The following is a 24,960-nucleotide window of genomic DNA, read 5'->3' on the forward strand; positions in this document are numbered from 1 at the left end:
GTCGGCAGCGGCCTGTTCGGACGCGTCGTCATTGCCCGACGCCTCGTCCGTCAGCGCGGGAGTTGGCGCGACACCGGAAAGAGCGCCGGTGGAATCTTCCGTATCGCTCTGGCCTTCGACATCGCCGGATGCCGTGAAGGTCGGATCGTCGGTGCTGACGGCAGTCTGGTCTGTCTCACCGGGAGTGGAACCAGACGATGCCGAGCTCGAGCTATCGGAAGACATGTCAGAACTCGAAGAGCTGTCCATCGAACTGGAGCCGGAAGCAGCCATGTCGCTCGAGCCGGAGGTCGAAGCGCTCGTATCGGTGTTCATGGTCGCCGAGCCGGTATTGGCCATCGAGCCGACCTCTTCCTTCAGCTGCGCGAGTTCGTCCGAACATGCGGCAATCGCGCCGCTTGCGGTGATCGTCGCAGCAGAGAGCGTCAGTGCAGACGCGAGAATATGAAGACGTTTCATGATCTTTCCTCCCAGGGAAAATTCGTCGTGCCCTCCCTCCAACCGGCTCTTGTCGGCATCGGTTCCCCCAGCGGCTCTTTTGAACGCCCGTCATTTTCGACAGGCGGCTAATTACTCTTTCCGATTTGAGATCAACGGCTTTTGCTGACCGGGCCACCCGCAAGAAGCAACCATCAAAATCTTCGGCCGTATTACTGATGAGATCGGCCACCCCGGCGAAAACATGCGGCGCAGAAGACACGCTTGCATGACGGTTTCGAGCGAACCTTGCGTAAAGATGGGGGCAATTCGCATTCGAATAACCTCTGCCCCTTGCGCCGTTGTGACCAATTAATGCTAAAGTCGAGCCAATTCGGTTGCGTAAAGGCGGATCATCCGAATGGCGGAGCGGACGTCCACTGGTCTGAACATTCACGACGAGGAAGTCGAGACGACGGCGAATATCGGCGTCGGTGTCGTGTCTGGTCATATCAAGTGGTTCGACGTCGCCAAGGGTTTTGGCTTCATCGTGCCGGATGACGAGAGCGAGGATGTCCTCATCCACGTGACATGCCTTCGCCGCGACGGATTCACGACGGCGCTAGAAGGCGCCCGGGTGGTCTGCGAGGTCCAGCGCGGCGATCGAGGCCTCAGCGCTTTCCGCATTCTCTCCATGGATACCTCCACCAGCGTCCATCCCTCACAGATGCCGCCGGCCCGGACCCATAACCAGGTCACACCGTCGAGCGACCTCGTCACCGCGACCGTGAAATGGTTCAACCGGACCAAGGGTTACGGCTTCCTGACGACCGGCGAAGAGGACGAGGACATCTTCATTCACATGGAAACGCTGCGGCGTTTCGGCATGGCGGAACTGCGGCTCGGTCAGGAGGTGAAGGTTCGCTACGGCATCGGCCATAAGGGAAAGATGGCGGCGGAGGTGCATCCGGTCGATGCGAGCCCGGCTTCGCACTGACAGCTCCTCCTGCTTCGCTTTCCATCCGGCTGAAGCGACGCGGTATTGCCTGCCCATCTTGATGTAGCTCTTCGACCCTGCCATGTCCTTGTCATGCTCCCGCCGATCGCATTCGGCGATTTTCTGGCCGGGTGCTTCGCTCAAAGGACGCCCTACCCCATGCGCATGCCAGTCCGGATCATCGTAGCCGCTTCGCTTTTGCTCGCAGGTTTCGCCTTTCTCGGCCCCAGGACGGCTACGGCCGATGAAGTGCGGCTCGTCACCGAGGAAGCCACCCATGTCATCGACGCCGAGATCGCGGACACCGAGGAAGAACGCCGCACCGGCCTGATGTTCCGTGAGGAAATGGCCGAGGATGCCGGCATGCTCTTCGAGTTCGGCATGACCCGCGAGGTCTCGATGTGGATGAAGAACACGCTCATCCCGCTCGACATGCTGTTCATCGAGGAGGACGGCACGATCCTCTCTATCGCACGCAATACAAAGCCGCTCTCGCTCGACGTCATTCCGTCCGGCGGCCCCGTACGATACGTGCTGGAGTTGAACGGCGGCGCGGCCAAACGCCTTGGCGTCGAACCCGGTGACAAGGTCGAGCACGAATCGATCCCGCCGGCTGAAAGCGATAGCTGATCGCCCTTGCAATAGCGGCTTTCAGGCGTTATCAGGCATCCGTTGATCGAGCCGTCCGGCAGGGCATGCCGTGGCGGCTCTCGATGCTTTCGCGGCGCTTTTGACGGGATCGCGGGTGGTTTTCCTTCTCGGAAAGCCGGACCGACGGTCTCCTTTGGCGCGAAGCGAACCTTAAGCCAAGGAGAGCAAAATGCCCAAGATGAAGACCAAGTCGAGCGCCAAGAAGCGCTTTTCCATGACCGCCACCGGCCGCGTCAAGGCCGGTCATGCCGGCAAGCGCCATGGCATGATCAAACGCTCTAACGACTTCATTCGCGACGCGCGCGGCTCGAAGCTTCTGTCGAAGCCCGACGAGCGTATCGTCAAGCTTTACATGCCCTACGACCGCTGAAGCGGCTTTTTCGGCATCACGAAAGAATTCAAGGAGATTAGATCATGGCACGCGTAAAACGGGGCGTAACGGCCCATGCCAAGCATAAGAAGGTTCTGAAGGCAGCGAAGGGCTTCTACGGCCGCCGCAAGAACACCATCCGCGCCGCAAAGGCCGCTGTCGACCGGTCCAAGCAGTACGCGACGCGCGACCGCCGCGTTAAGAAGCGCAACTTCCGCGCACTCTGGATTCAGCGCATCAACGCCGCGGTCCGCGAGCATGGCCTGACCTATGGCCGCTTCATCGACGGCCTCAACAAGGCCGGCATCGAAGTCGACCGCAAGGTTCTCTCGGACATCGCGATCCACGAGCCGGAAGCTTTCGCAGCTCTCTGCGATCAAGCCAAGACCGCCCTCGATTACCTCAAGGGCGACGGCCAGTTCCCGAACGCCTACGAGCGCGCTGTCGGCGAGAAGAAGGCCGCTTAAGAAGCGCAATCTTCCGCTATCGGAATTTCAAAAAGCCCGTGGTTCGCGTCGCGGGCTTTTTTGCATATCATTCAGGCACGAGAGAGCGGCACGGCAATCGCCGCCTACTCGGTCCGGACGCTCTCATCCCGATCCCGCTCGTATCGCGCCATGCCTGGAAAGTCCGGCAGCCAAGTTTCGCGACGGCTGGTCCAGAGTTCATATGTCGGCGTCATCTGGTCCGGCGCATCGAGCGAGCCGAGATTGATCTCGATCTCGTCGCCAGTTCGCGAAAAGACGGACGAGCCACAGCGCGGACAGAAGTACCGTCCCTCATAGCTGTCCGGATTGCCTTCAATGGTCACCGCACTCTCTGAGAAGATCGCCGACGCATGAAACAGAGCGCCGTGATGCTTGCGGCAGTCGAAGCAATGGCACAGTCCGACACGGTAGGGCTTACCGACTGCCACGAGCCGAACCGATCCGCAGAGACAGCCGCCGCTCACTCTATCCATGGCTGTGTCTCCCTTACGCGTTCGAATCTCACCAAGGCCAGGTCCGCTAAACCATCGTCAACAAAACGGCCGGAGGGCGAATCCCACCCGACGCCTACGCAATCGGGTAGCCCGGCAAATCGCGTACCATGCGTCCTTCATCGGACCTCGAACTCCTCGCGAAGCCATTGGATGAGCGCATCCGTCTCCCTGTGGTGACTGCGTCGCGTACCGCGAAAGACGGATATCTCCGTCGGGCGGAACACCGACTCGGCCGAGACCTGGACGAGTTTACCTTCTGTGATCAAGCCGGCCACCGTCCGCTTCCACCCGAGCCCAATTCCCTGCCCCGACACCGCCGCCTGGAGAACGAGAGGAAAGCTGTCGAAGGCGATGGTCTCTGTTGCAGAAGGATACGTCCATCCGATAGCGGCATACCAGTCCGGCCAATCCATCCAATCCTGCGGCACGACCCGATGCGACAGCCTCGGATAGGCTGCAAGATCACGTGGCGAGAGAGGCAATTCGGCTTGCGCGATAAGCTGCGGCGCGGCGACGGGAAAGACTTCATCCGACGCTGTAAAGACGAGCCGCCCCGCCCCGGAAGCCCGACCGCTCGTCTGGATCGCGACATCGAACGGCTCGGGGGATGCGGTGAGCGGCGCCAGAGAGCTGACGACACGCACCTCCAGCCCCGGATGACGCTCGTGAAAGCGCGAAAGCCGCGGCATCAGCCAATAGAAGGCCTCGCAAAGCTGGCAATGCAAGACGAGGCCGCCCCGCTGTAATCCGCCGGATAATCGAATCGCCTCCGTAGATATCTCGGACAGCGCCGCGCTGACGACCCGCCCGAATTCACGCCCTGCTTCCGTCGGAAAGACCGCCCTGTTTCGCCGCTCGAAGAGTTTCACACCGAGATGGTCTTCGAGCGCGGCGATCTGCTTGCTGACGGCCGTCTGGGTCAGGCCGAGTTCTTCCGCCGCGGCCGTGAAACTCTCGTGGCGCATCGCAGCCTCGAAGGCAGGCAATCGGGACAGCGGTGGCAACGCCCGTCGATCCATTCCTGATCCTCATGCATTTTCGCGAATTTCTCATTTTATGAGCACTCGCGTGACTGCTTTCAAAAGAAGATGGCATGGATAATCGACAAATTCACCAGCCGCGGCGGCGACACGGCACGCGGCATCGCTGCAATCAGTGCGGCTGTCTTTCTTCTTTCCTTCTCGGATGCACTGGTGAAGTTCGCAGGCGACGGCTTCGGGCTTGCCCAGCTTGTCTTCCTTCGATCTCTCGTGGCACTCGTCCTCCTCGCGGCCGGGCTGGTCGTCTTTCGCGGCCAAGCCGCGCTGAGGCTAAGGTGTAGTCGATGGGTCTGGCTCCGCAGCCTGTCTCTCGCGGCCATGTGGCTTTGCTACTATGCCGCCCTGCCGTCCATTTCCTTCGCGCTCGCGGCCGCCTGCTACTACACGTCGCCGGTCTGGATGGCGCTTATGAGCCGCTTCTTCCTCGAAACGTCGATGAGCGTTAGGGACTGGACGGCGATCGGCCTTTCCGTCGCGGGAGTCGTTCTGGCGGTCGATCCGCGACCGGACAACTTCTCCCCCACACTCCTGCTCCCGCTCGCGGCCGCCGGTTTCTACGCGCTCGCGGGGATCATCACCCGGAGCCGCTGCCAGCGAGATACCGCGGGCACCATGGCCTTGAATCTCAATCTCTGCCTGTGCGCCGTCGCCGGAACTGGTCTCGCCGCCCTCACACTTTTCGGTCCGCTCGACGATCGCAGCTTCGTCCTCCGCATCTGGCCGACGCTTACCTTGAACGACTGGGCACTCATTGTCCTGCTAGGCGGCCTTCTCACCATCATTACGACGCTTGTCGCCCTCGCCTATCGCCTGGCTCCGACGCCAACCATCGGCGTGTTCGACACCTCCTACCTTGGTTTCGCCGCCCTGTGGGGTCTCGTCTTCTTCGCCGATGTCCCAAGCGTGCAGGAAGGTTTGGGACTCGGCCTCATTGCAGCCGCCGCGATAGCGACGAGCCGTAAACCGAGAAGCAATAGGGGCGGTTGAAACAGTGGGTCGGGAAAATCCCAGGACTATGGCAGTTCCCAAAGTAGCATTGTCCGTCCCACTCCATCTCGCCGCTCAATTCTTCGAGCCTGAGGGAGAGGAAACTGAGCGACGCTATCGGATTATGATTCACCTCCGTCGTCGAGACGAAGGAGAATCGGAATGCCCCCGGATGATACCGCTCGGCTGGAGCATCGCCGTGAATGCGCTCGCAATCCAAGCGAATTGACGGAGTGGGAGTCGGCTCAAGGGATCGCCGGTGCGCTTATCTCAATGGCCTGCCGACTGCGAATCTATTACTCGCACATTCTTGGCAGCATCAATCGCCCATTAATAAGGCACCGATAATTTGCACGATTGAGGTTGGGCGTTTTTCGACTGCGTGAACGAACGTCCGTCCGAATGCATCGTTTGCGAGTATCGAGTACCGATGATCAGACCAATCGCATCCATCTACCTTGCAGGATTATTGGCGCTGGCCGGATGCCAGTCAGCCAGCCTCGATTCCGGCAGTTCGGTAGGGCTTTTCGGTTATCCGTCCGGCGCTTCAGAGGGATCGCAGGCGCGCAAGGTCGAGGCGAAGACGCAGTTTCGGGCCGAGAACTACAATGCGGCCTATGACATCTTCAAAGAGATCCTCGACGCCGATCCGAGCGACAGCGACGCATGGCTCGGCTTTGCGGCCTCGGCCGACAGGCTCGAGCGATTCTCAGCGTCCGACGACGCCTACGGCAAGCTTGCCAAGCTGAAGCCGGGCGATCCGACCGTCTACAACAATCTCGGCTATTCCCATCTTCTGCGCGGCAATGTGAAGCGCGCCTATGCCTATCTGGCGCAGGCCAAGCAGCTCGCACCCGGCAATCAGCGGATCGCCAACAACCTCGAGCTCCTTCGAGCAGGCGCGAAGTCGAAGGACAAGCGGTGATGTCGGCGATCCGCGCGGGCGAAACCGAAACACCTCGACCGACGGCCAAGCTCTTCTCGCTCGCCGATGCGCGTGCGGATGCGAAGGCCGAGCCTCAGATCACCGTCAAATCCGCTTCTGCCGCGACACGGCCCCGGATCGCATGGGAGAAGCCGGCCGCGACCGCTGGCAGCGGAGCAAAGGATGGCGATCGGCCTTGGAAATGGCCGTATATCGTTCTGTGTCTCAATGTCGCATGCCTCACGGCAACGGTATCGATCGGCGCGATCCTTGCGGCGAGCTACCAGCCCTGGCAGACGCTCGACGCCATGAACGAAAAGCTCGGCAGGATGGAAGGCGCCGAGCAGCGGCTGAGCAGGGAGATCATCCACACGTCCTCCCGGACCGACGGTCTCATCCAGCTGCGCATGGACCAGTCCGACGCCAAGCAGTACGAACTTCTAAGCGGCCTCGGTAGCCTGCGTGACAGCATCGACGATACCGTCGGCGCGATCCGTGAAAGCGACGTGCATGTCGAGGACCGACTGTCGGAAATGATGATGTCGATTTCCGACCTGCAAACCGCGTCGATTTCCACGCCGGGCGAGCGCCGGAGCGGTCCGAAAACGGTCTCGGCCGTGCTGCCAGCCTCTGAGAGCGAGACCACCAGCGTCCCCGCGCCGACACGCTCGCCCGGTCAAGTCCAGCAGGCGGCTTCTAAGTTCGAGCGGCGCGAAATGCCTGACGGTTCCGTCGCTTATCGGCGGATCGATTGAATTCGAAATTCCAAAAATTGATCATCGGTTAACCAAAGCCAGTGAAGATCAGGGCTTCAATGGAACCGATCCCGCGCGGTGCGAAACACTTCGCCCGCGCCAAGAAACGAAGGTTGGCTGAATGGCTGCGCTTCCCATCCCGGCGATGGCGAAACGATTGATGGCAGGTCTGCCGGCAATGTTGCCGGCGGTCCGGCGATATCTCATCTGCGCCCTCATCCTTACCGGTACGATCACCGGTGCGGCGCAGGCGCAGCAGAGATCGGTCACCATCGGCAGCGGCAATGTCTCCAACATCGTCGTGCGGCCCGGTTCGACGATGACGATCGCAACGAGCCAGCCCTTCGCCAATCTCGTCGTCGGCGACGTCGCGATCGCCGATGTCGTACCGCTGTCCGATCGGACCTTCTACATTCAAGCGATTGGCCAGGGCACGACGAATATCTCGATCTACGACAGCGGCGACCGTCTGCTCGGTGTCGTCGACACGCGCGTCCAGCTCGATCTTGGCGACGTCGCTAGCGCGGTAAAGGCGGCGGTGCCCGGCGGCAATGTGCGCGTCACGAACTTCAACAACCGCATTCATCTGAGCGGCACGGTGAAGAGCGCCCCGGACGTGGTCCGCGTCATCGAGGTCGCGCAGCAATATTCTGCCGAGCCGGTGATCAACGCCATCTCCGTCAGCGATGCCCAGCAGGTCTCTCTCGAAGTTCGAGTTCTGGAAGCCAGGCGCACGGCGGGCCGCGATCTCGGCATCAATTTTCGCGCGCAGGGCGGAACGAGCCTCAGTGTCGCGGGTTCGCGCCTTACGCTCAACGCCAACGAGAACAGCCAGCCGCAGGCTTATCTCACGGACAATGCTGGCCGGAATTCCCAAGGCACGCCCTTCGGCTCCATGGTCGCTCAGGTATTGGAAAGCGCCGGCGTGCGGGTGGACGCGGTCATCAATGCGCTGGAAAAGAAGGGCCTTGCCCGGCGGCTTGCCCAGCCGAACCTCACCACCGTCAGCGGCGAGAAGGCGAGCTTCCACGCCGGCGGTGAGGTTCCGATCCAGGCTGCCGTCACCGGCACCAGCGGGGCTGCGGCAACGCAGACCGACTACCGCCCCTATGGCGTTCGGCTCGAATTCCTGCCGACAGTTCTCGACCACGGACTGGTCAATCTGAGGGTGACGACGGAGGTCAGTGAGATCGATCCGGCCGTCACCGTCAATGGCAATCCAGGCTTCACCTCGCGCAAAGCCCAGACGGTTGTCGAACTGAGGGACGGCCAGAGCTTCGCGCTTGCCGGGCTCTTGCAGACGGTGAACTCGCGGACCGTCGAGCAATTGCCCTGGATCGGCAATGTGCCGATCCTCGGTTCCCTGTTCCGCTCGGTGAGCTTCCAGAAGCAGGAGACGGATCTTGTAATCGTCGTGACGCCGCGCATCGTGCGCCCCGCTGCCGCCGGCCAGCGGCTCGCCTCCCCACTCGACATGACGCGTCCCTCGACGGATTTCGAACTCTTCGGCCTGGGTCTTCTGGAGGTGGACAAGACGATTATCGGCTCGATCCAGCGGGGCGACGGCGTTGCCGGACCCTTTGGCCACTTCATCGATTTTCAGGAAGGGGCCGTGAATGCCGGGACCTATCGCTAGGCTTCTCCTCATCGCCCCGATGCTCGCGGTCACAGGCTGCACCGCGGACTACTTCAACACAGGCGACGGCATCTATGCCGGCGCCGGCTACGCGATGCAGCATAATCTCGCGATCCATCGCGCCGATCCTTATCCGCAATATGGCGCCGCGACCGGCATTTGGACGGACGGAAAGAGCGCGGCGGAGGCGGTTCGGAAACACCGTGCGGGACCGATCGCGCCGACAGCGCCGATTGCGACATCACCTCTTCCTGAGGGCTGATTGTCCCCAGCCATTTCGAAGCCACAAGCTCCAGATTTCGAAGGCGATTTCGCATTAACCCGCCTGCAAGAAGCGGCCGATAGACTTTCCAGTTCAAGGTCTCGTGCACGCTCTGCGAGACGATCGTGGAGAAGGTGGAGGCCATGCTTCGTTATCTCATTCTGGCTGCGGCCGTCTCCTCGGGAGGTGCCGCCGCCTGGCTGACCGTCGACGGTGGTCGCCAGCCCGAGATGACCGAGTCCTTCGTCGAGGCGCCAATCGCGACGACGGATGTTCTCGTCGCGGCTGCCGACATGCCGGAGGGCAGTCGGCTGTCGCCGGAAACCCTGCGCTGGCAGCCTTGGCCGGAGGCCAGCGTCAAGACGGGCTTCATCACACGTACCGCCAGTCCGAACGCGCTCGGCGAACTTGAGGGATCGCTCGTTCGCAAGCCGCTTCTCGAAAGCGACCCGATCATGGAAGCAAAGCTTGCGCCGAAGAGCAGCGGCTACATGTCCGCGCTTCTGCCTGCGGGCAAGCGGGCCGTGGCGGTCAAGGTCTCCGCCGAAAGCAGCGCCGGCGGCTTCGTCTTGCCGAATGATCGCGTGGACGTCGTCCACACGACGACGCGATCGCAGGACGAGGGTTCGACGACGACCAGTCGCGTCATCCTCGGAAATGTCCGGGTGCTCGCTGTCGACCAGAGCCAGATGGGCGAAGACGACGGCAAGCAGACGACGGTTCTCGGCCAGACCGCGACACTGGAACTCGATCTCGGCCAGGTGCGCACGATCACGGCCGCCCAAGCGACCGGCACGCTCACCCTGGCGCTGCGCTCCATTGCCGATGCGGCTGCCGAAACGCCGCTCGAACTGCCCGAGGAAGCACCGAAGCTGAAAACCAGGACGCCGCCGAAGCTGATGGTGACGGTGAGCAGGAACGGTAAAACCGAGACCGTCGAGGTGAACCGCCATACCCGCGTCTCCGCGCACAGGATGAACTGATCGATGCTCGAAGACGACCTCGAAACGGGCCGAGTTGCTTCGATGGACGCATCCGAAGGGACTGGCGAAGGCCCGGGACCCGATATCGCGCCCATCCTGACGCCCCGGATCGACATCGCCGTCTTTTCCGAAAGCGCGGCGCTGACCGAGGCCGGCCACGCCCTCAAGGCGGATCGGCGCATGCGGCGGGCGCGGCTGGAGATCCATGACGGCGCGATGGCAACCGCGATCGCCCATTATAAGACGAACCGTACGCCCAATCTGATCGTCGTCGAGGCGCCGGCGGACGAGGCGCTACTGTTCGAAGGGCTCAGCGCCCTTTCGGAGGAATGTCTCCAGAGCACCAAGGTCATCGTCGTCGGTCAACGCAACGACATCAAGCTTTATCGCGACCTGATCGATTTCGGCGTTGGCGAATATGTAGCACATCCGCTCGACAGCATCAGCCTTCTGTCGGCGATCGGCCGCCTCTATCGCAGCGAGACCAGGCATGCGCTTGGAAAGGTATTTGCCTTCTTCGGCGCGCGCGGCGGAGTCGGCTCCTCAACGCTTGCCCATAACACGGCCTGGTCGCTCGCGACCGACCAGCAGAAAGACGTTCTCCTCGTCGATATGGACCTGTCTTTCGGAACTTCGGGTCTCGACTTCAACCTGTCCCCGCCTGCCGGCGTTGCCGATGCGCTCGCCGAGGCGGCCAAGCTCGACGAGGCGCGGCTCGAACGCATGGTCGCCAAAAAGGGCGAACGTCTCGGCATCCTCGCCCCGCCGCTGACGATGGATGGCGACTTCGATCTAGCCGGCGAGCGGCTGGAGCATCTGATCGGCACTGCCCGCAAGGCGGCCCAGATCGTCGTTCTCGACCTGCCGCACACCTGGGCACCCTGGGTGCGCGAACTCCTCTTGGAAAGTGACGAGATCGTCGTCACGGCGGCGCCTGACCTCGCCAATATGCGCAATTTCAAGAAGGTTTCGGAATATCTCTCGAACTCGCGTCCCAACGATCGGCCGACGCGCCTCGTCCTCAACCAGATCGGCTTGCCGAAGCGCCCGGAGATCAAGATCGACGACTTCACTCGGGCGGTGGGCTGCAAGGCGGAGATGGAACTCGCCTATGACGGCGTTCTCTTCGGACGCGCCGCCAACAATGGCCAGATGCTCGCCGAGACGGGTCGCAAGGTGCCAAGCGCCCGCCTGATCGCAGATTTCGCCGACCGCCTTGCGAATGGCAGCGCGGTCAAGGCGAAGAAGGCCGCCTCCTCGCCTTTGACACGCCTCTTCAAGCGCGCCGGATAGATGGCGCGCGGCGATCCGATCCGTGGGAGCTCTCCCCTCGCACTTTGCCGAAACTGCGCCGCGGCGTGGAGGAATATGCTGCCGCCTTTACTGCGGGAGACCGATGGCGTCGCAGCCGTCGAGTTCGCGCTCGTCTCGCCGTTCTTCGTCTTCGCGTTTCTTGCGATGGTCGACGCAGGCTTGGTCCTCAACGAAAAGCTCGCGGTCGATCAGATCATGCGGTCCGGCGCGCATATCGCGATGACCGATCCCGGCACACAGGCGGTCTACGACTCGATCGCAGCGACCGCAGCCTCGGAATATACGGTCGTCGCTGCACCGCAGGAGGCGACGGTCGACCAGATCTCGCTCGCGGTCACCCGTTTCTTTGCCTGTCCGGAATCGCCGGACGTCTCCGTCGCCGCAGGCACCACCTGTGCCGGTTCGCAGCCAACCTCTGCCTTTTATCGCGCGGTCGCGACGAAACCCTACGACGAGATCCTGCTTCGCTATTTCGAGGTAAATTCGGTCATTCAGGTGCAGGTGCGATGAGGCTCAGGTGTTTCGGTTCTGATGAGAAAGGCGCGACCGCGATCGAATTCGCGCTCATCTTGTTCCCGATGCTACTTTTGTTTCTGGGGACCTTCGAATTCGCGCGCGCTCTTCAGACGAACAACAATCTGAGTTATGCGGCCGGGCTCGCAAGCCGGGCGATCCTCACGGACAATGCGATCACCGAAGACGCGCTTTCGGCAAAGATCCGAAATGCCTTCGTCGGAGGCGATCCGGATCGCCTCACCATAGCCTATGCGAGCGAGGTCTCGGGTGGCGTCACCTTCCGCGAGATGACCCTCAGCTATCCCTTCGACTTCGTGATCTCGGCGGTCTCCTCCAAGCCAATAACCCTGAGTGTGACGCGGCGCGTTCCAACAGAGTAAAACGTCGAAGAAACGGGATATTCATCCTGTTTTCAGGCACTTGGCGATCAATGCGGATCATCCGGCATTTTCCGCAACTATACTTCAAATTGAAAATACCGGCTTCATCCGCCCGAAACGACACGCCCCTAGCATCGGATCAAGTCAAGGCGACATGGGCTCCCCGCAAGGCTCCGGCGTGACGGGTCGAGCCGAAATGCGTCGCCGAACGCCGATCTGGAGAAGGCAATGTTTGGCAAGAAACTGGAGGAGGATTTCCTCGTCGCTGAGAAGCCGGTCGAGCCGACGCCGATGACGGCAGCGGAATCCGGCAATCCGAGCCCCCCGACGGCCGTCGTGCAGACACTCCCCGTTGCAAGAAACGCCGCATCCGAAAGACGCCGTGAACTGAAGGCACAGATCTTCGATGCCCTCGTCGACGCCATCGACGTCTCGCTGATCTCAACGATGCACCCGGACGAGGCGCGGCGGGAAATCGTCGCCGTCGTCAACGAGATCATCGTCGCCAAGAAGGTGCAAATCTCCGTCGTCGAACAGGACGCGCTCGTCACCGAAATCTGCGACGACGTTCTCGGCTACGGGCCGCTGGAACAGCTGCTTGCACGCGACGACATCGCCGACATCATGGTGAACGGCTGCGAGCCGATCTTCATCGAAGTGGGCGGCCGGGTTCAGAAGACCGATATCCGGTTTCATTCCAACGAGCAGCTCCTCAACGTCTGCCAGCGTATCGTCTCCAAGGTCGGCAGGCGTATCGACGAGTCGAGCCCGATCTGCGACGCGCGCCTGGAAGACGGAAGCCGCGTCAACGTGATCGCTTCGCCGCTCTCGATCCACGGACCGAGCCTGACGATCCGAAAGTTCAAGAAGGACAAGCTGACCCTCGATCAGCTGGTTCAGTTCGGCGCGATCTCGCCGGAGGGCGCGACAATCCTCCAGATCATCGGCCGGGTCCGCTGCAATGTTGTCATCTCCGGCGGTACCGGCTCTGGCAAGACGACTCTTCTCAACTGCCTCACCAAATATATCGATCACGACGAACGCATCATCACCTGTGAAGACTCCGCCGAGCTACAGCTCCAGCAGGAGCACGTCGTGAGCCTCGAAACCCGCCCGCCCAATATCGAGGGCGAAGGCGAGATCACCATGCGCGCGCTCGTCAAGAACTGCCTGCGCATGCGGCCCGAGCGGATCATCGTCGGAGAGGTTCGCGGACCGGAGGTGTTCGATCTCCTTCAGGCGATGAACACCGGCCATGACGGCTCCATGGGGACGATCCACTCCAACAGCCCTCGCGAATGCCTGAAGCGGATGGAATCGATGATCGCGATGGGCGGCTTCACCCTGCCGGCTGCCACCGTGCGCGAGATCATCGTCGGCTCCGTGGACGTCATCATCCAGGCGAGCCGCCTGCGCGACGGTTCGCGCCGCATCACCCACATCACCGAGGTTCTCGGCATGGAGGGCGACGTCATCATCACACAGGACCTCTTCGTCTACGACATGACCGGCGAAGGGCCCGACGGCAAGGTTCTGGGACACCACCGCTCTACCGGTATCGGCCGTCCGGCCTTCTGGGAGCGCGCCCGCTATTTCGGCGAGGAGAAGCGTCTCGCGGCGGCGCTCGATGCCGCCGAGCGGCGCGAGGTGGCCGCGTGATGCTCGGCCTCGATCCCATGATCCAGACGGGGCTAGTCTTCGCGCTGACGAGCGCGAGCGTCGGTGGCGTCGGTTACGTGCTATTGGGCGATCGCCTCAACGCGAACAAGAGCTATGACGAACGCTTTGCCTCGATCGCGGCGGCTGGCGCGAAGGCCAAGGCTTCGACCTCGACCCAATCGGACGGCGCGCGGCGCAAGCGTTCGGTCGAGGCGACCCTGCGGGAGGCAGAGGAGAAGCACAAGGCCGCCATGGCGAACAAGACTAGCGCACCCGGTCTGGTCCAGCGTATGCGGCAGGCGGATATTTCCTGGTCGAAGAAGACCTACTTCGCCATCAGCTTCGGCGTCGGCTTCGTGACGCTCGTTGTCTGCCTTGTGATAGGCATCGCCTGGTATGCGAGCCTCGGTTTCGGGTTCGCGGCCGGTCTCGCCCTTCCGCATCTCTACGTCGGCTTCAAGCGCGCTCGCCGCCTGAGCAAGTTCGCCAACCTTTTCCCGTCGGCGGTCGATGTCGTCGTGCGCGGCGTCAAGTCCGGCCTGCCGCTGCCGGATTGCCTGCGCATTATCGCCACCGAGATCCAGGAGCCCGTCCGCAGCGAATTCAAGACGGTGGTGGAGGACCAGACCATCGGTGTTCCGGTGGACGAGGCCCTGAAGCGCCTCGTCGAGCGCGTGCCGCTGTCCGAAACGAACTTCTTCGCCATCGTCGTGGGCGTTCAGGCACGCACGGGCGGCAGTCTCGCCGAAGCACTCGGCAACCTCTCCAAGGTGCTGCGCGAGCGCAAGAAGATGCAGGCGAAGATCCAGTCGATGAGCCAGGAGGCGAAGACCTCCGGCGCGATCATCGGCGCGATGCCAATCCTTGTCGGGCTTCTCGTCTATCTCAGCAGCCCGGAATTCATCTCGGTCCTCGGCACGGAGACCGCCGGCAACATCGTGCTCGCTGGCTGCGCGCTGTGGATGGCGATCGGCATCTTCGTGATGAAGAAAATGATCAATTTCGATTTCTAGGACGAAGGACGAAAGCACCCATGAACTTCCTCCTCGATCTCGCGAATGACACCGAGACACTGACCGCCGGCCTCGCCGCGATCGCGACGATGCTCTCGATCCTTGTCGTCGCCTGGCCCTACGTCGCCCCGGGCGACAATCTCAAAGCGCGCATGAAGCTCGTCGCCGAAGAGCGCGAGGCGATCCGTGTGCGCGAACGCTCCAAGCTCGGCGAACGCAGGGACGGCCTCATGCTGGCCGAGCCGCGCAAGCTCTACCAACTGATCGTCGACCGGATGAACCTGTCAATGCAGGCCGAGGACGGAAAGACGGTCCAGGCCTTGCGCGTCGCGGGCTATCGCGGGCGCGGCCCGATCGTCAAGTTCCTAGCCGCGGAGGTGATCTTCGGAGCGGTGGGCCTCATTATGAGCGTTTTCTACGCGTCGCTGCTGGCGGATCTACCACTCGTCGCGGACCTTGCGATCGGCCTCGCAGGCGGGCTGTTCGGATTCAAACTGCCGGCGATCCTGATCGCCAACAAGGGCAAGAAGCGCCAGACATCGATCCGCAGGGCCTGGCCGGATGCTCTCGATCTGATGCTCATCTGCGTGGAATCCGGCATGAGCATCGAGGCGGCCTTCAGGAAGGTCTCAGAGGAGATCGGCAGCCAGTCGATCGAACTCTCCGAAGAGCTCAACCTGACGACGGCCGAGCTCTCCTATCTGCCGGACCGGCGCAAAGCGCTCGAAAACCTTGCCTTGCGCACCGATCTCGAAGGCGTCCGCGCCGTCGTGACCGCACTCACGCAGGCGGAAAAATACGGCACGCCGATCGGCCAGGCGATCCGTGTCCTCGCTCAGGAAAACCGCGACATGCGCATGGCGGCCGCCGAAAAGAAGGCAGCAGCGCTGCCGCCCAAGCTCACCGTGCCGATGATCGTGTTCTTCCTGCCCGTCCTTTTCGCGGTGATCATCACACCGGTGGTGATTCAGGTGATGCACGCATGAGGATTGGTCATTTCAAATCAGAGGCTATTCGTCGTTCTCGGGCGCTGTGCCGCGAGCGGGACGGCTCCACCTCGATCATCGCCGCACTCGTGGTCCCGGTTCTGGTCGCCGCGATCGGCTTCGGCGTCGAGACCGGACTCTGGTACGCCGAGCAGAGAGGGCTTCAGCATGCCGCCGACGTCGCGGTGCATGCCGCGGCGCTGCGCAAGAACTCTGGCGCGGACGAGGCGACGATGCGTGCGGCAGCCCACTATGTTGCCGCGCAGTCGGGCTTCACGGTGGCCGACGACGTCTTCCGTCTGGATTCCCCCGCCGTGACCGGCCCGCATGCGGGCGAAGAGGGAACGGTCGAACTCCGGGTCTCTATCACGCAGGAACGCCTGTTCTCCGCGATCATCGACGACACGCCCACAGTTCTCGGAGCGCGGGCAGTGGCACGGATCGATCAGCAGTCCAACGCCTGTATCCTCGCGCTCGCGCCCACCGCTTCGGGAGCCGTGAGCGTCGGCGGTTCGACGGAAATCACGCTCGACGGCTGCGAGATCGCGGCCAATTCCAACGCTTCGGACTCCTTCGATATGTTCGGCGAAGCGAGCCTGACGACCGGCTGCATCCAGACCGTCGGACAGGCCATGACGACGGGCGGGCTCGATCTGACGGAATGTGAGAGCGTACGCGAGCACGCGGCGCCGGTCTCCGATCCCTACAGGACCGTTCCGGAACCCGCCCTTTCGGGCAGCTGCGAGAAGAACAATGTCGGCCACCCCAACAAGTCGACCACGCTGACCCCCACCGAGAACCATGCGAGCGGAGTGAAAGTCATGCGCTTTTGCGACGGCCTGGCGATAAAGGGCCCCGTCAAGCTGGAGCCGGGCCTCTACATCGTCGAGAACGGCGACGTGACCATGAACGGCGGCGCGAGCATCGAGGGCTCCGGCGTCACCATCTATCTGACGAACAATGCCCGGATGAAGCTGACCGGCAACGGAGACGTCAATCTCTCGGCACCGACCAGCGGGCCCTATTCCGGTCTTCTGGTCTTCGGCGGCCGCGACCAGACCGGTATCGAACACAAGATCGCGGGAACCACAGACTCGGTGATGCAGGGCGCCATCTATCTCCCGGCTTCGGATGTCGAATATCGCGGTAACTCCGCCCTCAGCGACGCCTGCACCCAGATCATCGCCAACACGATCGACTTCAACGGAAATTCGAGCCTCGGCGCCAAATGCGAAGCCGCAGGCGGTCGCGACATCGTTTCCAAGGCTGCCGTCACCATCATTGAGTAGGTCGGTGCCGAAACCTCCTTGGCGATCGACCGATACATGGGCCGCTTCGACAATCCCGTCCGGGCCCATTCGGTGCTCAGTTTCGTCAGCCCGCTTCGATTTGAAAGGCAGGCTGACTAAAATCACAGAACGCTCGACGTTTTCCTGATGCAAGTGCATTGCGCGAGTAGTGCGGAAGTCAGATCAATGCCTTGCAGGCTCAGCCATGTCGATCGGCAGTATCACTCCTTCACCGCACCCGTCATCGAGGACACGTAGTAGTCGACGAAGAAGGAATAGAGGATGACGACCGGGAGCGAGCCCAGCAGCGCGCCGGACATGAGCGCACCCCATTCGTAGATATCGCCGCGTACCAGCTCGGTGAGGACGCCGACCGGGACGGTCTTGTTCTCCGAGGAGGAGATGAAGGTAAGCGCATAGATGAACTCGTTCCACGACAGGGTGAAAGCGAAGATGCCCGCCGAAATGAGGCCGGGGACGGCCAGCGGCAGGACGACCTTGGTCAGGATCTGCCAGCGGTTCGCCCCGTCGACCAGCGCCGACTCCTCCAGTTCGAACGGGATCGTACGGAAATAGCCCATCAGCAGCCATGTGCAGAAGGGAATGAGGAAGGTCGGATAGGTGAGGATCAGCGCGAGCCGCGAGTCGAAGATGCCGACCTGGAAGACGATGAAGGCAAGCGGGATGAAGAGGATCGAGGGCGGCACGAGATAGGCCAGAAAGATCATCAGACCCGTCACCCGCGCGCCCGAAAACCGCACGCGCTCGATCGCATAGGCCGCGAAGACCGAGGCAAAGAGCGAGATGAAGGTGGAGGCGAGCGCCACCAGCATCGTGTTCCACAGCCAGCCCGGATAGGACGTCTCGAAGAGTAGATAGTTGATGTGCTCCAGCGTCGGCTCGACCACCCAGAACGGGCTGTAATTGTCGTAATCGGTCAGCTGGGCGTCCGGCTTCACCGCCGTGATCGCCATCCAGTAGAACGGGAAAAGCAGCACGAAGATGAAGCAGGCGAGCGGTAGATAGACGACGAAAATGCGCCGAGGCAGCGTGTTGAACTGGGACATCCCCTCCGAGTGATCCTCGGTGACGACGGCGCGTATTTTCTTGTCGCTGGCGGCTTGCAGGAGCGGCGTTTCCTGGCTCATGGTCGGCGAACCTTGCTCTCGATTTCATATGTTCCGTCCATCAGTCCCCCCCTCCCTGCTGCCATTTGCGGCGTTGCAGGCCAAAGAAGGAGAAGAGGATCGCGGCGAGAAGGAAGGGGATCATGGCGACCGCGATCGCCGCGCCCTCGCCGAGCTGCCCGCCCGGAATTGCCCGCTGGAAGGAAAGCGTCGCCATCAGATGCGTCGCGTTCACCGGGCCGCCGCGGGTCAGGACGTAGATCAGCTGGAAGTCGGTGAAGGTGAAAAGCACCGAGAAGGTCATGACGACGGCGATGATCGGCGTCAGCAGCGGCAGGGTGATCTTGGTGAAGCGCTGCCAAGAGGTCGCGCCATCGAGCGCAGCCGCCTCGTTCAAGGATTGCGGAATGGTCTGGAGCCCGGCGAGCAGCGAGATCGCGACGAACGGGATGCCGCGCCAGACATTGGCGGCGATGACCGAGGCTCTTGCCGTGTTCGGATCGCCGAGGAAGTTGATCGGCGTGTCGATCCAGCCCCATTCCATCAGCACCCAGGAGATGATCGAGAATTGGCTGTCATAAATCCACCAGAAGGCGAGCGCCGACAGAACGGTCGGCACGACCCAGGGCAGGAGGATGATCGCCCGGAACAGGGTCTTGAATGGCAGGTGCTCGTTGAGGATCAGGGCCAGCCACAGGCCGAGCGCGAATTTCAGGATCGAGGCGACGACGGTATAGAGCAGCGTGTTGTAGACCGAGAGCCAGAACACCGGATCGTCGAACAGCCAGGAATAGTTCTCGATGCCGATCCACTGGCCTGAGCGGCCGATCGAGGCGTCGGTAAAACCGAGCCAGATGCCGAGACCCAGCGGATAGGTGAGGAAGCACAGAAGGAAGACCGCCGCCGGCAGCATGAAGAGCAGGCCGAGCCCGTTGCGGCTTTCAAAGAAACGCCGGAAGATGTTGGGCCGCGCGACGGCGGACGAGGCCGGTTGCGCGGCGGTTGTGTCGGTGGTTGCCATCGGAGCCTTCCGTTTCACTCGTGCTTGCCGGCTTGGGGCTGCGTTTCCCGCTCATCCCTCGTTAGGATGACGCACGCAGCCGCAGCGGCAGCCCATTTCGCCACGCAATCGGAGCTTCGTCATCCTCGGCCACCGTGCCGAGGATCCAGTTCGGCCACTGCGTTTGTCTGCGGATTTTGGGAGAAGCGCGGAGCCTAGAAAGCCCGCGCCATTCTGCTTCCGGGTCCTCGGGCCGGAGCCCGAGGATGACGGCGTCGAGGGTGTTGTTGCGCCGGAAACTTCAGCCTCCGGCGCACGCCGCCAATTACCGGTAATACCGCGCAATGCGGCGTTCGGCGTTGGCGATCGCTTCCTCAGTGGTGCGCTGGCCGGTGACCGCCTCGGCGAACATGTCGACGATCACGTAATCGGCCATCACGCCTGCCGATGCGGGTCCTAGCGGGCCGGCATAGCCGTTCGGCTGAAGGCTCGCCGAGGCCTTGGAGTAAGGCTCGTGGATCGGGTCCAACGTCCAGACCGGATTGTCCTCGAAGGCCTTCAGCGGCTGGCAGCAATAGGCGCTCGCGCCTTCGAGCCAGGCGTTGAAGCGCTCGGGCTGGAACATGAAGGCGATATAGGCTTTCGCCGCTTCCGGATACTGACAGTGCTGGAAGACGTTGATCGTCGAGCACTGGTGCAGCTCGACCGACTGGCCCACCGGGCCGACCGGCAGGTTGGTCGAGCGGATGTCCTCGGCGATCTCGGCCATCGCCGGATCGTTCTTCGCCGCGTAGTAAAGCGAGACGCCATTCGCGGTCAGCGAGATCTGGCCGGCGAGGAAGGCGCGGTTGTTGTTGATGTCGAGCCAGCTTTCCGTTCCCGGAATGAAGGTCTCGTAGAGCGCCTTGGCGTATTCGATCGCAGCCTTCGTCTCGGGGCTGTTGATCGCCACCTCGCCGTTCTCGTCGACGGCCCGGCCGCCATGGCTCCAGAGCAGCCAGTGAGCATAGTTGTTGCCGTCGCCGACCGCCTTGCCGTGCGGGAAGCCTGCCGGCGTGCCCTTTTCCTTCATCGCCTGGCACAGCTTCAGGAAGCCGTCCGTATCGGTCGGGAACTCTTCGAAGCCCGCCGCCTTCATATGGCTGTCGCGGTAGCAGATGGCGTTGCCGATGGCGCAGAGCGGAATGGCGATGAACTTGCCGTCTTCGGTGGTGGCATAGCCCTTCAGGCCGTCATACCAGCCGCCATAGGCCTCGCCCAGAGCATTGCCGAGGTCGGAGACGTCGACCAGCTTGTCGGGATACTGGAACGGATCGTCGAACCAGCTCATCACCATGTCGGGGCCGGAGCCGACATTGGCGGCGACGGCGGCCTTCGGGCGCACGTCTTCCCAGCTTTCCTGGTCGATCCGCACTTCGACGCCGGTCGCCTCGGTGAAGGCCTTGGTGTTGGCGTTGAAGGCCTCTTCCTCGCCGGTGACGAAGGGCACCCAGCGCAGGAGGCGCAGAGACGCCCCCTCTTCGGGCTGGAATGTGGGCATCGAGCCTTGCGCGAAAGCCCGGCTCGCGCCGAACGGTCCGCTGAGCGCGGCGGTCGCGGCAAGGCCGGCGGTTCCCTGCAACAGGGTTCTGCGATTGATGATCATCGGGGTCTCCTCCCAGTAGATACGCGCGGATGGTTCCTCCTCAACGGCGGGGCTCCGCACCGGACCCTGCCGCGCATTCCAACGCCGGAGCACCGCCGAAGTGCGCCCCGCCGAATTCTCAGATCGACACCCGGTCTCCCGATTTGGCATCGAAGAGATGCACGGCCGCGGGGTCGACGGACACCCTGATCTCCTCGCCGGGTCCGGCCGAAATCCGCTCCCGGAAGACGCAGGTCACCGGGGTCTCGCCGAGCTTTGCGACGACGTGGGTTTCCGAGCCCGTCGGCTCGACGACCTCGACGGTGAGCGGCACGTCGCCGCCGAGATGGACGTGTTCGGGACGCATGCCGAAGACAAGCTCGCGGCCTGCCTCCGCTCCGCCCGGATTGGCAACCTTCAGCTCGATCCCGTCACCGCTCGTGAACCGGGTGCGATCCTCGCCAGAGACCTTGCCGGTCAGGAAGTTCATGGCCGGCGAGCCGATGAAGCCAGCGACGAAAAGGTTGTTCGGGTTGTCGTAGAGCTCCAGCGGCGCGCCCACCTGCTCGACGATCCCGTCATGCATGACGACGATCTTGTCGGCCATGGTCATCGCCTCGATCTGGTCGTGGGTGACATAGACCGTGGTGGTCTTCAGGCGCTGGTGCAGGTTCTTCATCTCGGTGCGCATCGAAACACGCAGCTTGGCGTCGAGATTCGACAGCGGCTCGTCGAAGAGGAAGACCTGCGGCTCGCGCACGATCGCCCGCCCCATGGCAACGCGCTGGCGCTGGCCGCCGGAGAGCTGGCGAGGATAGCGATCTAGAAGGTGGCTGAGGCCAAGGATCTCGGCTGCGGGCTTCACGCGCGACTCGATCTCGGACTTCGAAGCCCCTTTCAAGGTCAGCGAAAAGGCCATGTTGTCGGCGACGGTGATGTGCGGATAGAGCGCGTAGTTCTGGAACACCATCGCAATGTCCCGCTCCTTGGGCTGGAGCTGGTTCACCACCCGGTCGCCGATCCAGATCTCGCCCGAAGTGACGTTTTCGAGGCCCGCCAGCATCCGCAGGAGCGTCGATTTTCCGCAGCCCGACGGACCGACAAGGACCACGAACTGCCCCTCCTCGATATCGAAGCTGACACCGTGCAGCACCTCGGCCGCCCCGAACGATTTACGCACCTCTTTAAAGGACACCGGCGCCATAAATTCGCTTCCTATTCTCTCACGCGCAAGCATAAAGACATGCTTTTACAACGCAGATATTCTCTTCCAAGTAATAGGTGACTATTTCTAAAATAGTATCACACTATTGACCGACCCTCCGCAGGTGTCAAGTCGATTGATCCGGTTTCCTGACCTATCGTCCGCCCTGCCTGTCCTTGTTTTCATCCTGCCATCAGGAACCATCGGCTTCCTCCTCCAGGTAAACGCCGATGATCTCGTTGAAATCCGACTCCGCCACGAAACCGAGATCGCTGGCGCGCTTCGCCTCGAAGCGGGTCGCCCAACCTGCGACGATGCCCTCGATCGTCGCGTCCGGCTCGCGTTTGATCCGCGCGACCGCCTCCGGCCCGACCATCCGCTCCAGCGCCTCGATCTCCTCGCCGACGGTCGCCGAGAGTCCCGGCATGGTCAGGTTCCGGCGCGGGCCGACCGTGTCGAGATCGATCGTCGCGGCATGGACGAAGAAGCCGACCGCCGCGCGCGGGCTCGCGAACCAGTGGCGCACGCTCTCATCGACAGGAAGCACTGCCTCCTGGCCGTTGATCGGCTCGCGCAAGATGTTCGAGAAGAAGCTGGACGCCGCCTTGTTCGGCTTGCCCGGCCGGATACAGATCGTCGGCAGGCGGATGCCGATGCCCTCGAAGAAGCCCTTGCGGGAATAATCCGCGAGAAGCAGCTCTGAGATCGCCTTCTGGGTGCCGTAGCTCGTCAACGGCGTCAGGTGGAAGGCGTCGGGTATTTCGTCGGGGAACGGCGCACCGAAGACCGCGATCGAGGAGGCGAAGACGACGCGCGGGGTGTATCCATCCGTCTCATGCGCAGCCCGGATCGCTTCGAACAGCGCCCGCGTCCCGTCGAGATTGATCGCATAGCCCTTCTCGAAATCGGCCTCCGCCTCACCCGAGACGATCGCCGCGAGATGGAAGATCACATCCGGCCGCTGCGAAACCAGCTTTTCCGCCGTCCTCGCCGCCGAAAGATCGGCGGTCTCGCTCGTCACCATATCGCCAGGCGTTTCCGGCGCGACGACATCCACCAGATGCAGCGCTGTGATCGGCTTGCCGCCAAGCGCGCCTTCCGAAACCAGATGCTCCGCCAATTTTCGGCCGATCATGCCGGCAGCGCCAATAATCAGAACCTTCACGGGACCTCCCTCCCCTTCTTGCTCGCCGCCTCAAGCCGATAGCCGGGGCGGTACGCCTTCCTCCGATGCTTGATCGCTTGAGCCTTCCTCCCCCACATCCGCGATGACGGTCTTCGTCGTGCGGTAGATGCGGTCGAGATGGATGTCGAAGGCACTCACAACGGCCTCCCGGTCGTGTCGCTTCAGCGCTTCGACGATGGCGCGATGGTCGTCATAACTCTTTTCGATTGCGCCCGATTTCGACATCGCGAGCCGGCGATAGCTCATCATGTAGCCGTAGAGATCGGAGACGAAGTCGCCGAGCACACGGTTCGAACAGGACCGGTAGATCGCGAGATGAAACTCCCGGTCGATGATGAGAAAGCGCATCGGATCGGCGATCGCCTTGACCTGCGCTTTCAGCGACTGCTCAAGAAAACCGATCGCCTCCGCGTCGATCTCCTGGGATGCGATTCCCACCACCTCGCGCTCAACGAGGAGGCGGGAGGTATGAATATGGTCGATCCCGTATTCGTTGATCGCTTGGGTCTGACGAAGACCCGTGAACTCAGTCTCCACATCGGCAGAGACGACCTTCGTCCCGGCCCCGTGCACGACTTCGAGCAGCCCTTTGGCTGCCAGAATCTGGATCCCGCCGCGAATCGTCTCGCGGCTGACCTGAAGCGCGCCCGCCAGATCACGCTCACTCGGAAGGCCGTCGCCCACCTGCAGGATGCCGGAGGCGATCATCGCTCCGATCTTCGCGGCGACAGCATGGCGCACGCTCTGGCGGACGATAGCCTGCTGCAGCTCCGGCGCATTGTTCAAAACGAAGCTCGAACGCGACATCTCGAGCAAACCTCAATTGAGCAATTGGTTCATCCACTAGACCAGTTACGGGAAGATTGCTCGAGCGATCAATCGATGTCAAGCAAAGCTGCGAATAGCCAAGCTAGATCGGATAAAGTCATCTGGGCGATGCCAGGGCCAGATTCTCGACAATGAGACGATCGCGGATAAGGCGAGGAAATACGATGTGAGCGTGCCGCAGCTCTGCATCCGCTATTGCCTGGAACTCGGCCTTCTGCCGCTGCCGAAGACGGCCACGGACCATCCTGCGCACCTATGCCGCCATCGGCTTCACGATCTTCGAGGCGGACATGGAAGCCCAGATGACCATCGACCGGATCGGGCGTTACGGCGAGGTGAGCGTCTTCCCGGTCTAAAGCGGCAAGAACTGAGCCGGCGCGAACAGCTCCACGACCAGGCGGGAGGGGCCCATGGCACCTCCCGCCATCAGTGCGGGGCATCGCCTTCGATGAGCTGCCGCTCTTCAGCCACATCGTCTGGTGGGAGTCCGGCGCACTGACTTCACGCGGAGATATGCTGCAGGACTTCGAAGCCTTCGAAGTCAGGATGCCCCAGATAGAACGTTTTCGAACCTCCTCCTGCGCGCGCGTGAGATGCCCGAAAAGCGTCTGAACGGGTCCAGGCTTCGAAAGCGGTGCGATCCTGCCAGACGGTGTGGCTGACATAGAGGTGGTAGTCGCCGTGGTCGGCCCCCTTGAGCATATGGAATTCAACGAAACCGGGCACGTCCTTGAGAAACGACTCGCGTGTCTCCCAGACCGTCTCGAAATCCTTGAGGTGTTCGCTGGCAACCTTGAAGCGATTCATGGCGATGAACATGTCGGTGGTT

Annotated in this window: 27 protein-coding genes; 18 read left to right on the forward strand and 9 right to left on the reverse strand. The window is 62.2% G+C overall.

Annotated features, from left to right (window positions below):
• The first annotated feature begins 88 nt into the window (after nucleotides 1-88).
• The 5 genes from ABRA89_RS09620 (at nucleotide 89) to rplT (ending at nucleotide 2,902) form a co-directional block, all read left to right on the forward strand.
• A complete protein-coding gene (locus tag ABRA89_RS09620) occupies nucleotides 89-448 on the forward strand; it encodes a hypothetical protein (protein ID WP_349941252.1) in 360 nt (119 codons plus the stop codon).
• Nucleotides 449-838: 390 nt separating this feature from the next.
• The gene (locus ABRA89_RS09625) at nucleotides 839-1,414 is read left to right on the forward strand and encodes a cold-shock protein (RefSeq protein ID WP_349941253.1); all 576 of its coding nucleotides are present in this window, start codon (nucleotides 839-841) and stop codon (nucleotides 1,412-1,414) included.
• A 159-nt stretch (nucleotides 1,415-1,573) separates the two neighbouring features.
• On the forward strand, nucleotides 1,574-2,044 hold the full coding sequence (locus tag ABRA89_RS09630) for a DUF192 domain-containing protein (protein ID WP_349941254.1): 471 nt from the start codon (nucleotides 1,574-1,576) through the stop codon (nucleotides 2,042-2,044).
• A gap of 190 nt (nucleotides 2,045-2,234) precedes the next feature.
• Complete coding sequence (gene rpmI, locus ABRA89_RS09635) at nucleotides 2,235-2,435, forward strand: 50S ribosomal protein L35 (protein WP_007068519.1); 201 nt, start codon at nucleotides 2,235-2,237, stop codon at nucleotides 2,433-2,435.
• A 44-nt stretch (nucleotides 2,436-2,479) separates the two neighbouring features.
• Nucleotides 2,480-2,902, forward strand: coding sequence for a 50S ribosomal protein L20 (gene rplT / locus ABRA89_RS09640; RefSeq protein WP_349941255.1), 423 nt, complete (start codon nucleotides 2,480-2,482; stop codon nucleotides 2,900-2,902).
• Nucleotides 2,903-3,006: 104 nt separating this feature from the next.
• Here the strand turns inward: rplT and ABRA89_RS09645 are convergent, their stop codons facing one another.
• On the reverse strand, nucleotides 3,007-3,396 hold the full coding sequence (locus ABRA89_RS09645; protein WP_349941256.1) for a GFA family protein: 390 nt from the start codon (nucleotides 3,394-3,396) through the stop codon (nucleotides 3,007-3,009).
• A 137-nt stretch (nucleotides 3,397-3,533) separates the two neighbouring features.
• Nucleotides 3,534-4,436, reverse strand: coding sequence for a LysR family transcriptional regulator (locus tag ABRA89_RS09650; protein WP_349941257.1), 903 nt, complete (start codon nucleotides 4,434-4,436; stop codon nucleotides 3,534-3,536).
• A 69-nt stretch (nucleotides 4,437-4,505) separates the two neighbouring features.
• On the opposite strand from ABRA89_RS09650, the gene ABRA89_RS09655 reads away from it, so the two are divergent.
• The 13 genes from ABRA89_RS09655 (at nucleotide 4,506) to ABRA89_RS09715 (ending at nucleotide 17,162) form a co-directional block, all read left to right on the forward strand.
• Nucleotides 4,506-5,444, forward strand: a complete 939-nt coding sequence (locus tag ABRA89_RS09655) for a DMT family transporter (protein ID WP_349941258.1) — start codon at nucleotides 4,506-4,508, stop codon at nucleotides 5,442-5,444.
• A 430-nt stretch (nucleotides 5,445-5,874) separates the two neighbouring features.
• Nucleotides 5,875-6,369, forward strand: coding sequence for a hypothetical protein (locus ABRA89_RS09660; RefSeq protein WP_349941259.1), 495 nt, complete (start codon nucleotides 5,875-5,877; stop codon nucleotides 6,367-6,369).
• Entirely contained in the window at nucleotides 6,369-7,124 is a 756-nt protein-coding gene (locus tag ABRA89_RS09665) for a hypothetical protein (protein ID WP_349941260.1), read from the forward strand. The genes ABRA89_RS09660 and ABRA89_RS09665 overlap by 1 nt, the downstream gene beginning before the upstream one ends.
• Before the next feature lie 121 nt (nucleotides 7,125-7,245).
• A complete protein-coding gene (locus ABRA89_RS09670) occupies nucleotides 7,246-8,760 on the forward strand; it encodes a type II and III secretion system protein family protein (protein ID WP_349941261.1) in 1,515 nt (504 codons plus the stop codon).
• Nucleotides 8,741-9,022, forward strand: coding sequence for a hypothetical protein (locus ABRA89_RS09675; RefSeq protein WP_349941262.1), 282 nt, complete (start codon nucleotides 8,741-8,743; stop codon nucleotides 9,020-9,022). Before ABRA89_RS09670 ends, ABRA89_RS09675 begins: the two co-directional genes overlap by 20 nt.
• A 143-nt stretch (nucleotides 9,023-9,165) precedes the next feature.
• Nucleotides 9,166-10,005, forward strand: coding sequence for a Flp pilus assembly protein CpaB (cpaB, locus tag ABRA89_RS09680; protein ID WP_349941263.1), 840 nt, complete (start codon nucleotides 9,166-9,168; stop codon nucleotides 10,003-10,005).
• A gap of 3 nt (nucleotides 10,006-10,008) precedes the next feature.
• The gene (locus ABRA89_RS09685) at nucleotides 10,009-11,298 is read left to right on the forward strand and encodes an AAA family ATPase (protein ID WP_349941264.1); all 1,290 of its coding nucleotides are present in this window, start codon (nucleotides 10,009-10,011) and stop codon (nucleotides 11,296-11,298) included.
• Nucleotides 11,299-11,373: 75 nt separating this feature from the next.
• Nucleotides 11,374-11,829, forward strand: a complete 456-nt coding sequence (locus ABRA89_RS09690) for a TadE/TadG family type IV pilus assembly protein (protein WP_349941265.1) — start codon at nucleotides 11,374-11,376, stop codon at nucleotides 11,827-11,829.
• Nucleotides 11,826-12,215, forward strand: a complete 390-nt coding sequence (locus tag ABRA89_RS09695) for a TadE/TadG family type IV pilus assembly protein (RefSeq protein ID WP_349941266.1) — start codon at nucleotides 11,826-11,828, stop codon at nucleotides 12,213-12,215. The genes ABRA89_RS09690 and ABRA89_RS09695 overlap by 4 nt, the downstream gene beginning before the upstream one ends.
• 228 nt (nucleotides 12,216-12,443) lie before the next feature.
• On the forward strand, nucleotides 12,444-13,874 hold the full coding sequence (locus tag ABRA89_RS09700; RefSeq protein WP_349941267.1) for a CpaF family protein: 1,431 nt from the start codon (nucleotides 12,444-12,446) through the stop codon (nucleotides 13,872-13,874).
• Nucleotides 13,874-14,887, forward strand: coding sequence for a type II secretion system F family protein (locus ABRA89_RS09705; RefSeq protein ID WP_349941444.1), 1,014 nt, complete (start codon nucleotides 13,874-13,876; stop codon nucleotides 14,885-14,887). Before ABRA89_RS09700 ends, ABRA89_RS09705 begins: the two co-directional genes overlap by 1 nt.
• Before the next feature lie 20 nt (nucleotides 14,888-14,907).
• Entirely contained in the window at nucleotides 14,908-15,873 is a 966-nt protein-coding gene (locus tag ABRA89_RS09710) for a type II secretion system F family protein (RefSeq protein WP_349941268.1), read from the forward strand.
• Complete coding sequence (locus ABRA89_RS09715; RefSeq protein WP_349941269.1) at nucleotides 15,870-17,162, forward strand: TadE/TadG family type IV pilus assembly protein; 1,293 nt, start codon at nucleotides 15,870-15,872, stop codon at nucleotides 17,160-17,162. The genes ABRA89_RS09710 and ABRA89_RS09715 overlap by 4 nt, the downstream gene beginning before the upstream one ends.
• Before the next feature lie 221 nt (nucleotides 17,163-17,383).
• Here ABRA89_RS09715 and ABRA89_RS09720 read toward each other — a convergent pair whose 3' ends face one another.
• The 7 genes from ABRA89_RS09720 to ABRA89_RS09750 form a co-directional block, all read right to left on the reverse strand.
• Nucleotides 17,384-18,310, reverse strand: coding sequence for a carbohydrate ABC transporter permease (locus ABRA89_RS09720; protein ID WP_463671272.1), 927 nt, complete (start codon nucleotides 18,308-18,310; stop codon nucleotides 17,384-17,386).
• Nucleotides 18,311-18,350: 40 nt separating this feature from the next.
• The gene (locus ABRA89_RS09725) at nucleotides 18,351-19,202 is read right to left on the reverse strand and encodes a carbohydrate ABC transporter permease (protein WP_349941446.1); all 852 of its coding nucleotides are present in this window, start codon (nucleotides 19,200-19,202) and stop codon (nucleotides 18,351-18,353) included.
• Between the two features lie 412 nt (nucleotides 19,203-19,614).
• On the reverse strand, nucleotides 19,615-20,934 hold the full coding sequence (locus ABRA89_RS09730; RefSeq protein ID WP_349941270.1) for an ABC transporter substrate-binding protein: 1,320 nt from the start codon (nucleotides 20,932-20,934) through the stop codon (nucleotides 19,615-19,617).
• Nucleotides 20,935-21,052: 118 nt separating this feature from the next.
• Entirely contained in the window at nucleotides 21,053-22,117 is a 1,065-nt protein-coding gene (locus ABRA89_RS09735; protein WP_349941271.1) for an ABC transporter ATP-binding protein, read from the reverse strand.
• A gap of 193 nt (nucleotides 22,118-22,310) precedes the next feature.
• Nucleotides 22,311-23,282 carry a D-erythronate dehydrogenase gene (gene denD, locus ABRA89_RS09740; protein WP_349941272.1) on the reverse strand — a complete coding sequence of 324 codons (972 nt, stop codon included), beginning with the start codon at nucleotides 23,280-23,282 and terminating at the stop codon, nucleotides 22,311-22,313.
• A 30-nt stretch (nucleotides 23,283-23,312) separates the two neighbouring features.
• Nucleotides 23,313-24,110 (reverse strand): FadR/GntR family transcriptional regulator, encoded by a 798-nt coding sequence (locus ABRA89_RS09745; protein WP_349941273.1) that lies wholly within the window; start codon nucleotides 24,108-24,110, stop codon nucleotides 23,313-23,315.
• Nucleotides 24,111-24,632: 522 nt separating this feature from the next.
• Nucleotides 24,633-24,950 carry an antibiotic biosynthesis monooxygenase family protein gene (locus ABRA89_RS09750; RefSeq protein WP_349941274.1) on the reverse strand — a complete coding sequence of 106 codons (318 nt, stop codon included), beginning with the start codon at nucleotides 24,948-24,950 and terminating at the stop codon, nucleotides 24,633-24,635.
• Between the last annotated feature and the right edge of the window lie 10 nt (nucleotides 24,951-24,960).

This window comes from Fulvimarina thalattae (assembly GCF_040239565.1).
Taxonomy (GTDB): Bacteria; Pseudomonadota; Alphaproteobacteria; order Rhizobiales; family Rhizobiaceae; genus Fulvimarina.

Excerpts from the sequence above, each read along its gene's own strand:
- ABRA89_RS09655 (WP_349941258.1), top strand. The coding sequence starts at position 4,506 with ATGGCATGGATAATCGACAAATTCACCAGCCGCGGCGGCGACACGGCA.
- ABRA89_RS09665 (WP_349941260.1), top strand. The coding sequence starts at position 6,369 with ATGTCGGCGATCCGCGCGGGCGAAACCGAAACACCTCGACCGACGGCC.
- ABRA89_RS09720 (WP_463671272.1), bottom strand. The coding sequence starts at position 18,310 with ATGAGCCAGGAAACGCCGCTCCTGCAAGCCGCCAGCGACAAGAAAATA.
- ABRA89_RS09730 (WP_349941270.1), bottom strand. The coding sequence starts at position 20,934 with ATGATCATCAATCGCAGAACCCTGTTGCAGGGAACCGCCGGCCTTGCC.
- ABRA89_RS09700 (WP_349941267.1), top strand. The coding sequence starts at position 12,444 with ATGTTTGGCAAGAAACTGGAGGAGGATTTCCTCGTCGCTGAGAAGCCG.
- ABRA89_RS09705 (WP_349941444.1), top strand. The coding sequence starts at position 13,874 with ATGCTCGGCCTCGATCCCATGATCCAGACGGGGCTAGTCTTCGCGCTG.
- ABRA89_RS09685 (WP_349941264.1), top strand. The coding sequence starts at position 10,009 with ATGCTCGAAGACGACCTCGAAACGGGCCGAGTTGCTTCGATGGACGCA.
- ABRA89_RS09630 (WP_349941254.1), top strand. The coding sequence starts at position 1,574 with ATGCGCATGCCAGTCCGGATCATCGTAGCCGCTTCGCTTTTGCTCGCA.
- ABRA89_RS09650 (WP_349941257.1), bottom strand. The coding sequence starts at position 4,436 with ATGGATCGACGGGCGTTGCCACCGCTGTCCCGATTGCCTGCCTTCGAG.
- rpmI (WP_007068519.1), top strand. The coding sequence starts at position 2,235 with ATGCCCAAGATGAAGACCAAGTCGAGCGCCAAGAAGCGCTTTTCCATG.
- ABRA89_RS09690 (WP_349941265.1), top strand. The coding sequence starts at position 11,374 with ATGCTGCCGCCTTTACTGCGGGAGACCGATGGCGTCGCAGCCGTCGAG.
- ABRA89_RS09725 (WP_349941446.1), bottom strand. The coding sequence starts at position 19,202 with ATGCTGCCGGCGGCGGTCTTCCTTCTGTGCTTCCTCACCTATCCGCTG.
- ABRA89_RS09660 (WP_349941259.1), top strand. The coding sequence starts at position 5,875 with ATGATCAGACCAATCGCATCCATCTACCTTGCAGGATTATTGGCGCTG.
- ABRA89_RS09625 (WP_349941253.1), top strand. The coding sequence starts at position 839 with ATGGCGGAGCGGACGTCCACTGGTCTGAACATTCACGACGAGGAAGTC.
- ABRA89_RS09715 (WP_349941269.1), top strand. The coding sequence starts at position 15,870 with ATGAGGATTGGTCATTTCAAATCAGAGGCTATTCGTCGTTCTCGGGCG.
- ABRA89_RS09735 (WP_349941271.1), bottom strand. The coding sequence starts at position 22,117 with ATGGCGCCGGTGTCCTTTAAAGAGGTGCGTAAATCGTTCGGGGCGGCC.
- ABRA89_RS09745 (WP_349941273.1), bottom strand. The coding sequence starts at position 24,110 with ATGTCGCGTTCGAGCTTCGTTTTGAACAATGCGCCGGAGCTGCAGCAG.
- rplT (WP_349941255.1), top strand. The coding sequence starts at position 2,480 with ATGGCACGCGTAAAACGGGGCGTAACGGCCCATGCCAAGCATAAGAAG.
- ABRA89_RS09750 (WP_349941274.1), bottom strand. The coding sequence starts at position 24,950 with ATGTTCATCGCCATGAATCGCTTCAAGGTTGCCAGCGAACACCTCAAG.
- ABRA89_RS09645 (WP_349941256.1), bottom strand. The coding sequence starts at position 3,396 with ATGGATAGAGTGAGCGGCGGCTGTCTCTGCGGATCGGTTCGGCTCGTG.
- cpaB (WP_349941263.1), top strand. The coding sequence starts at position 9,166 with ATGCTTCGTTATCTCATTCTGGCTGCGGCCGTCTCCTCGGGAGGTGCC.
- ABRA89_RS09710 (WP_349941268.1), top strand. The coding sequence starts at position 14,908 with ATGAACTTCCTCCTCGATCTCGCGAATGACACCGAGACACTGACCGCC.
- ABRA89_RS09695 (WP_349941266.1), top strand. The coding sequence starts at position 11,826 with ATGAGGCTCAGGTGTTTCGGTTCTGATGAGAAAGGCGCGACCGCGATC.
- ABRA89_RS09670 (WP_349941261.1), top strand. The coding sequence starts at position 7,246 with ATGGCTGCGCTTCCCATCCCGGCGATGGCGAAACGATTGATGGCAGGT.
- ABRA89_RS09675 (WP_349941262.1), top strand. The coding sequence starts at position 8,741 with ATGCCGGGACCTATCGCTAGGCTTCTCCTCATCGCCCCGATGCTCGCG.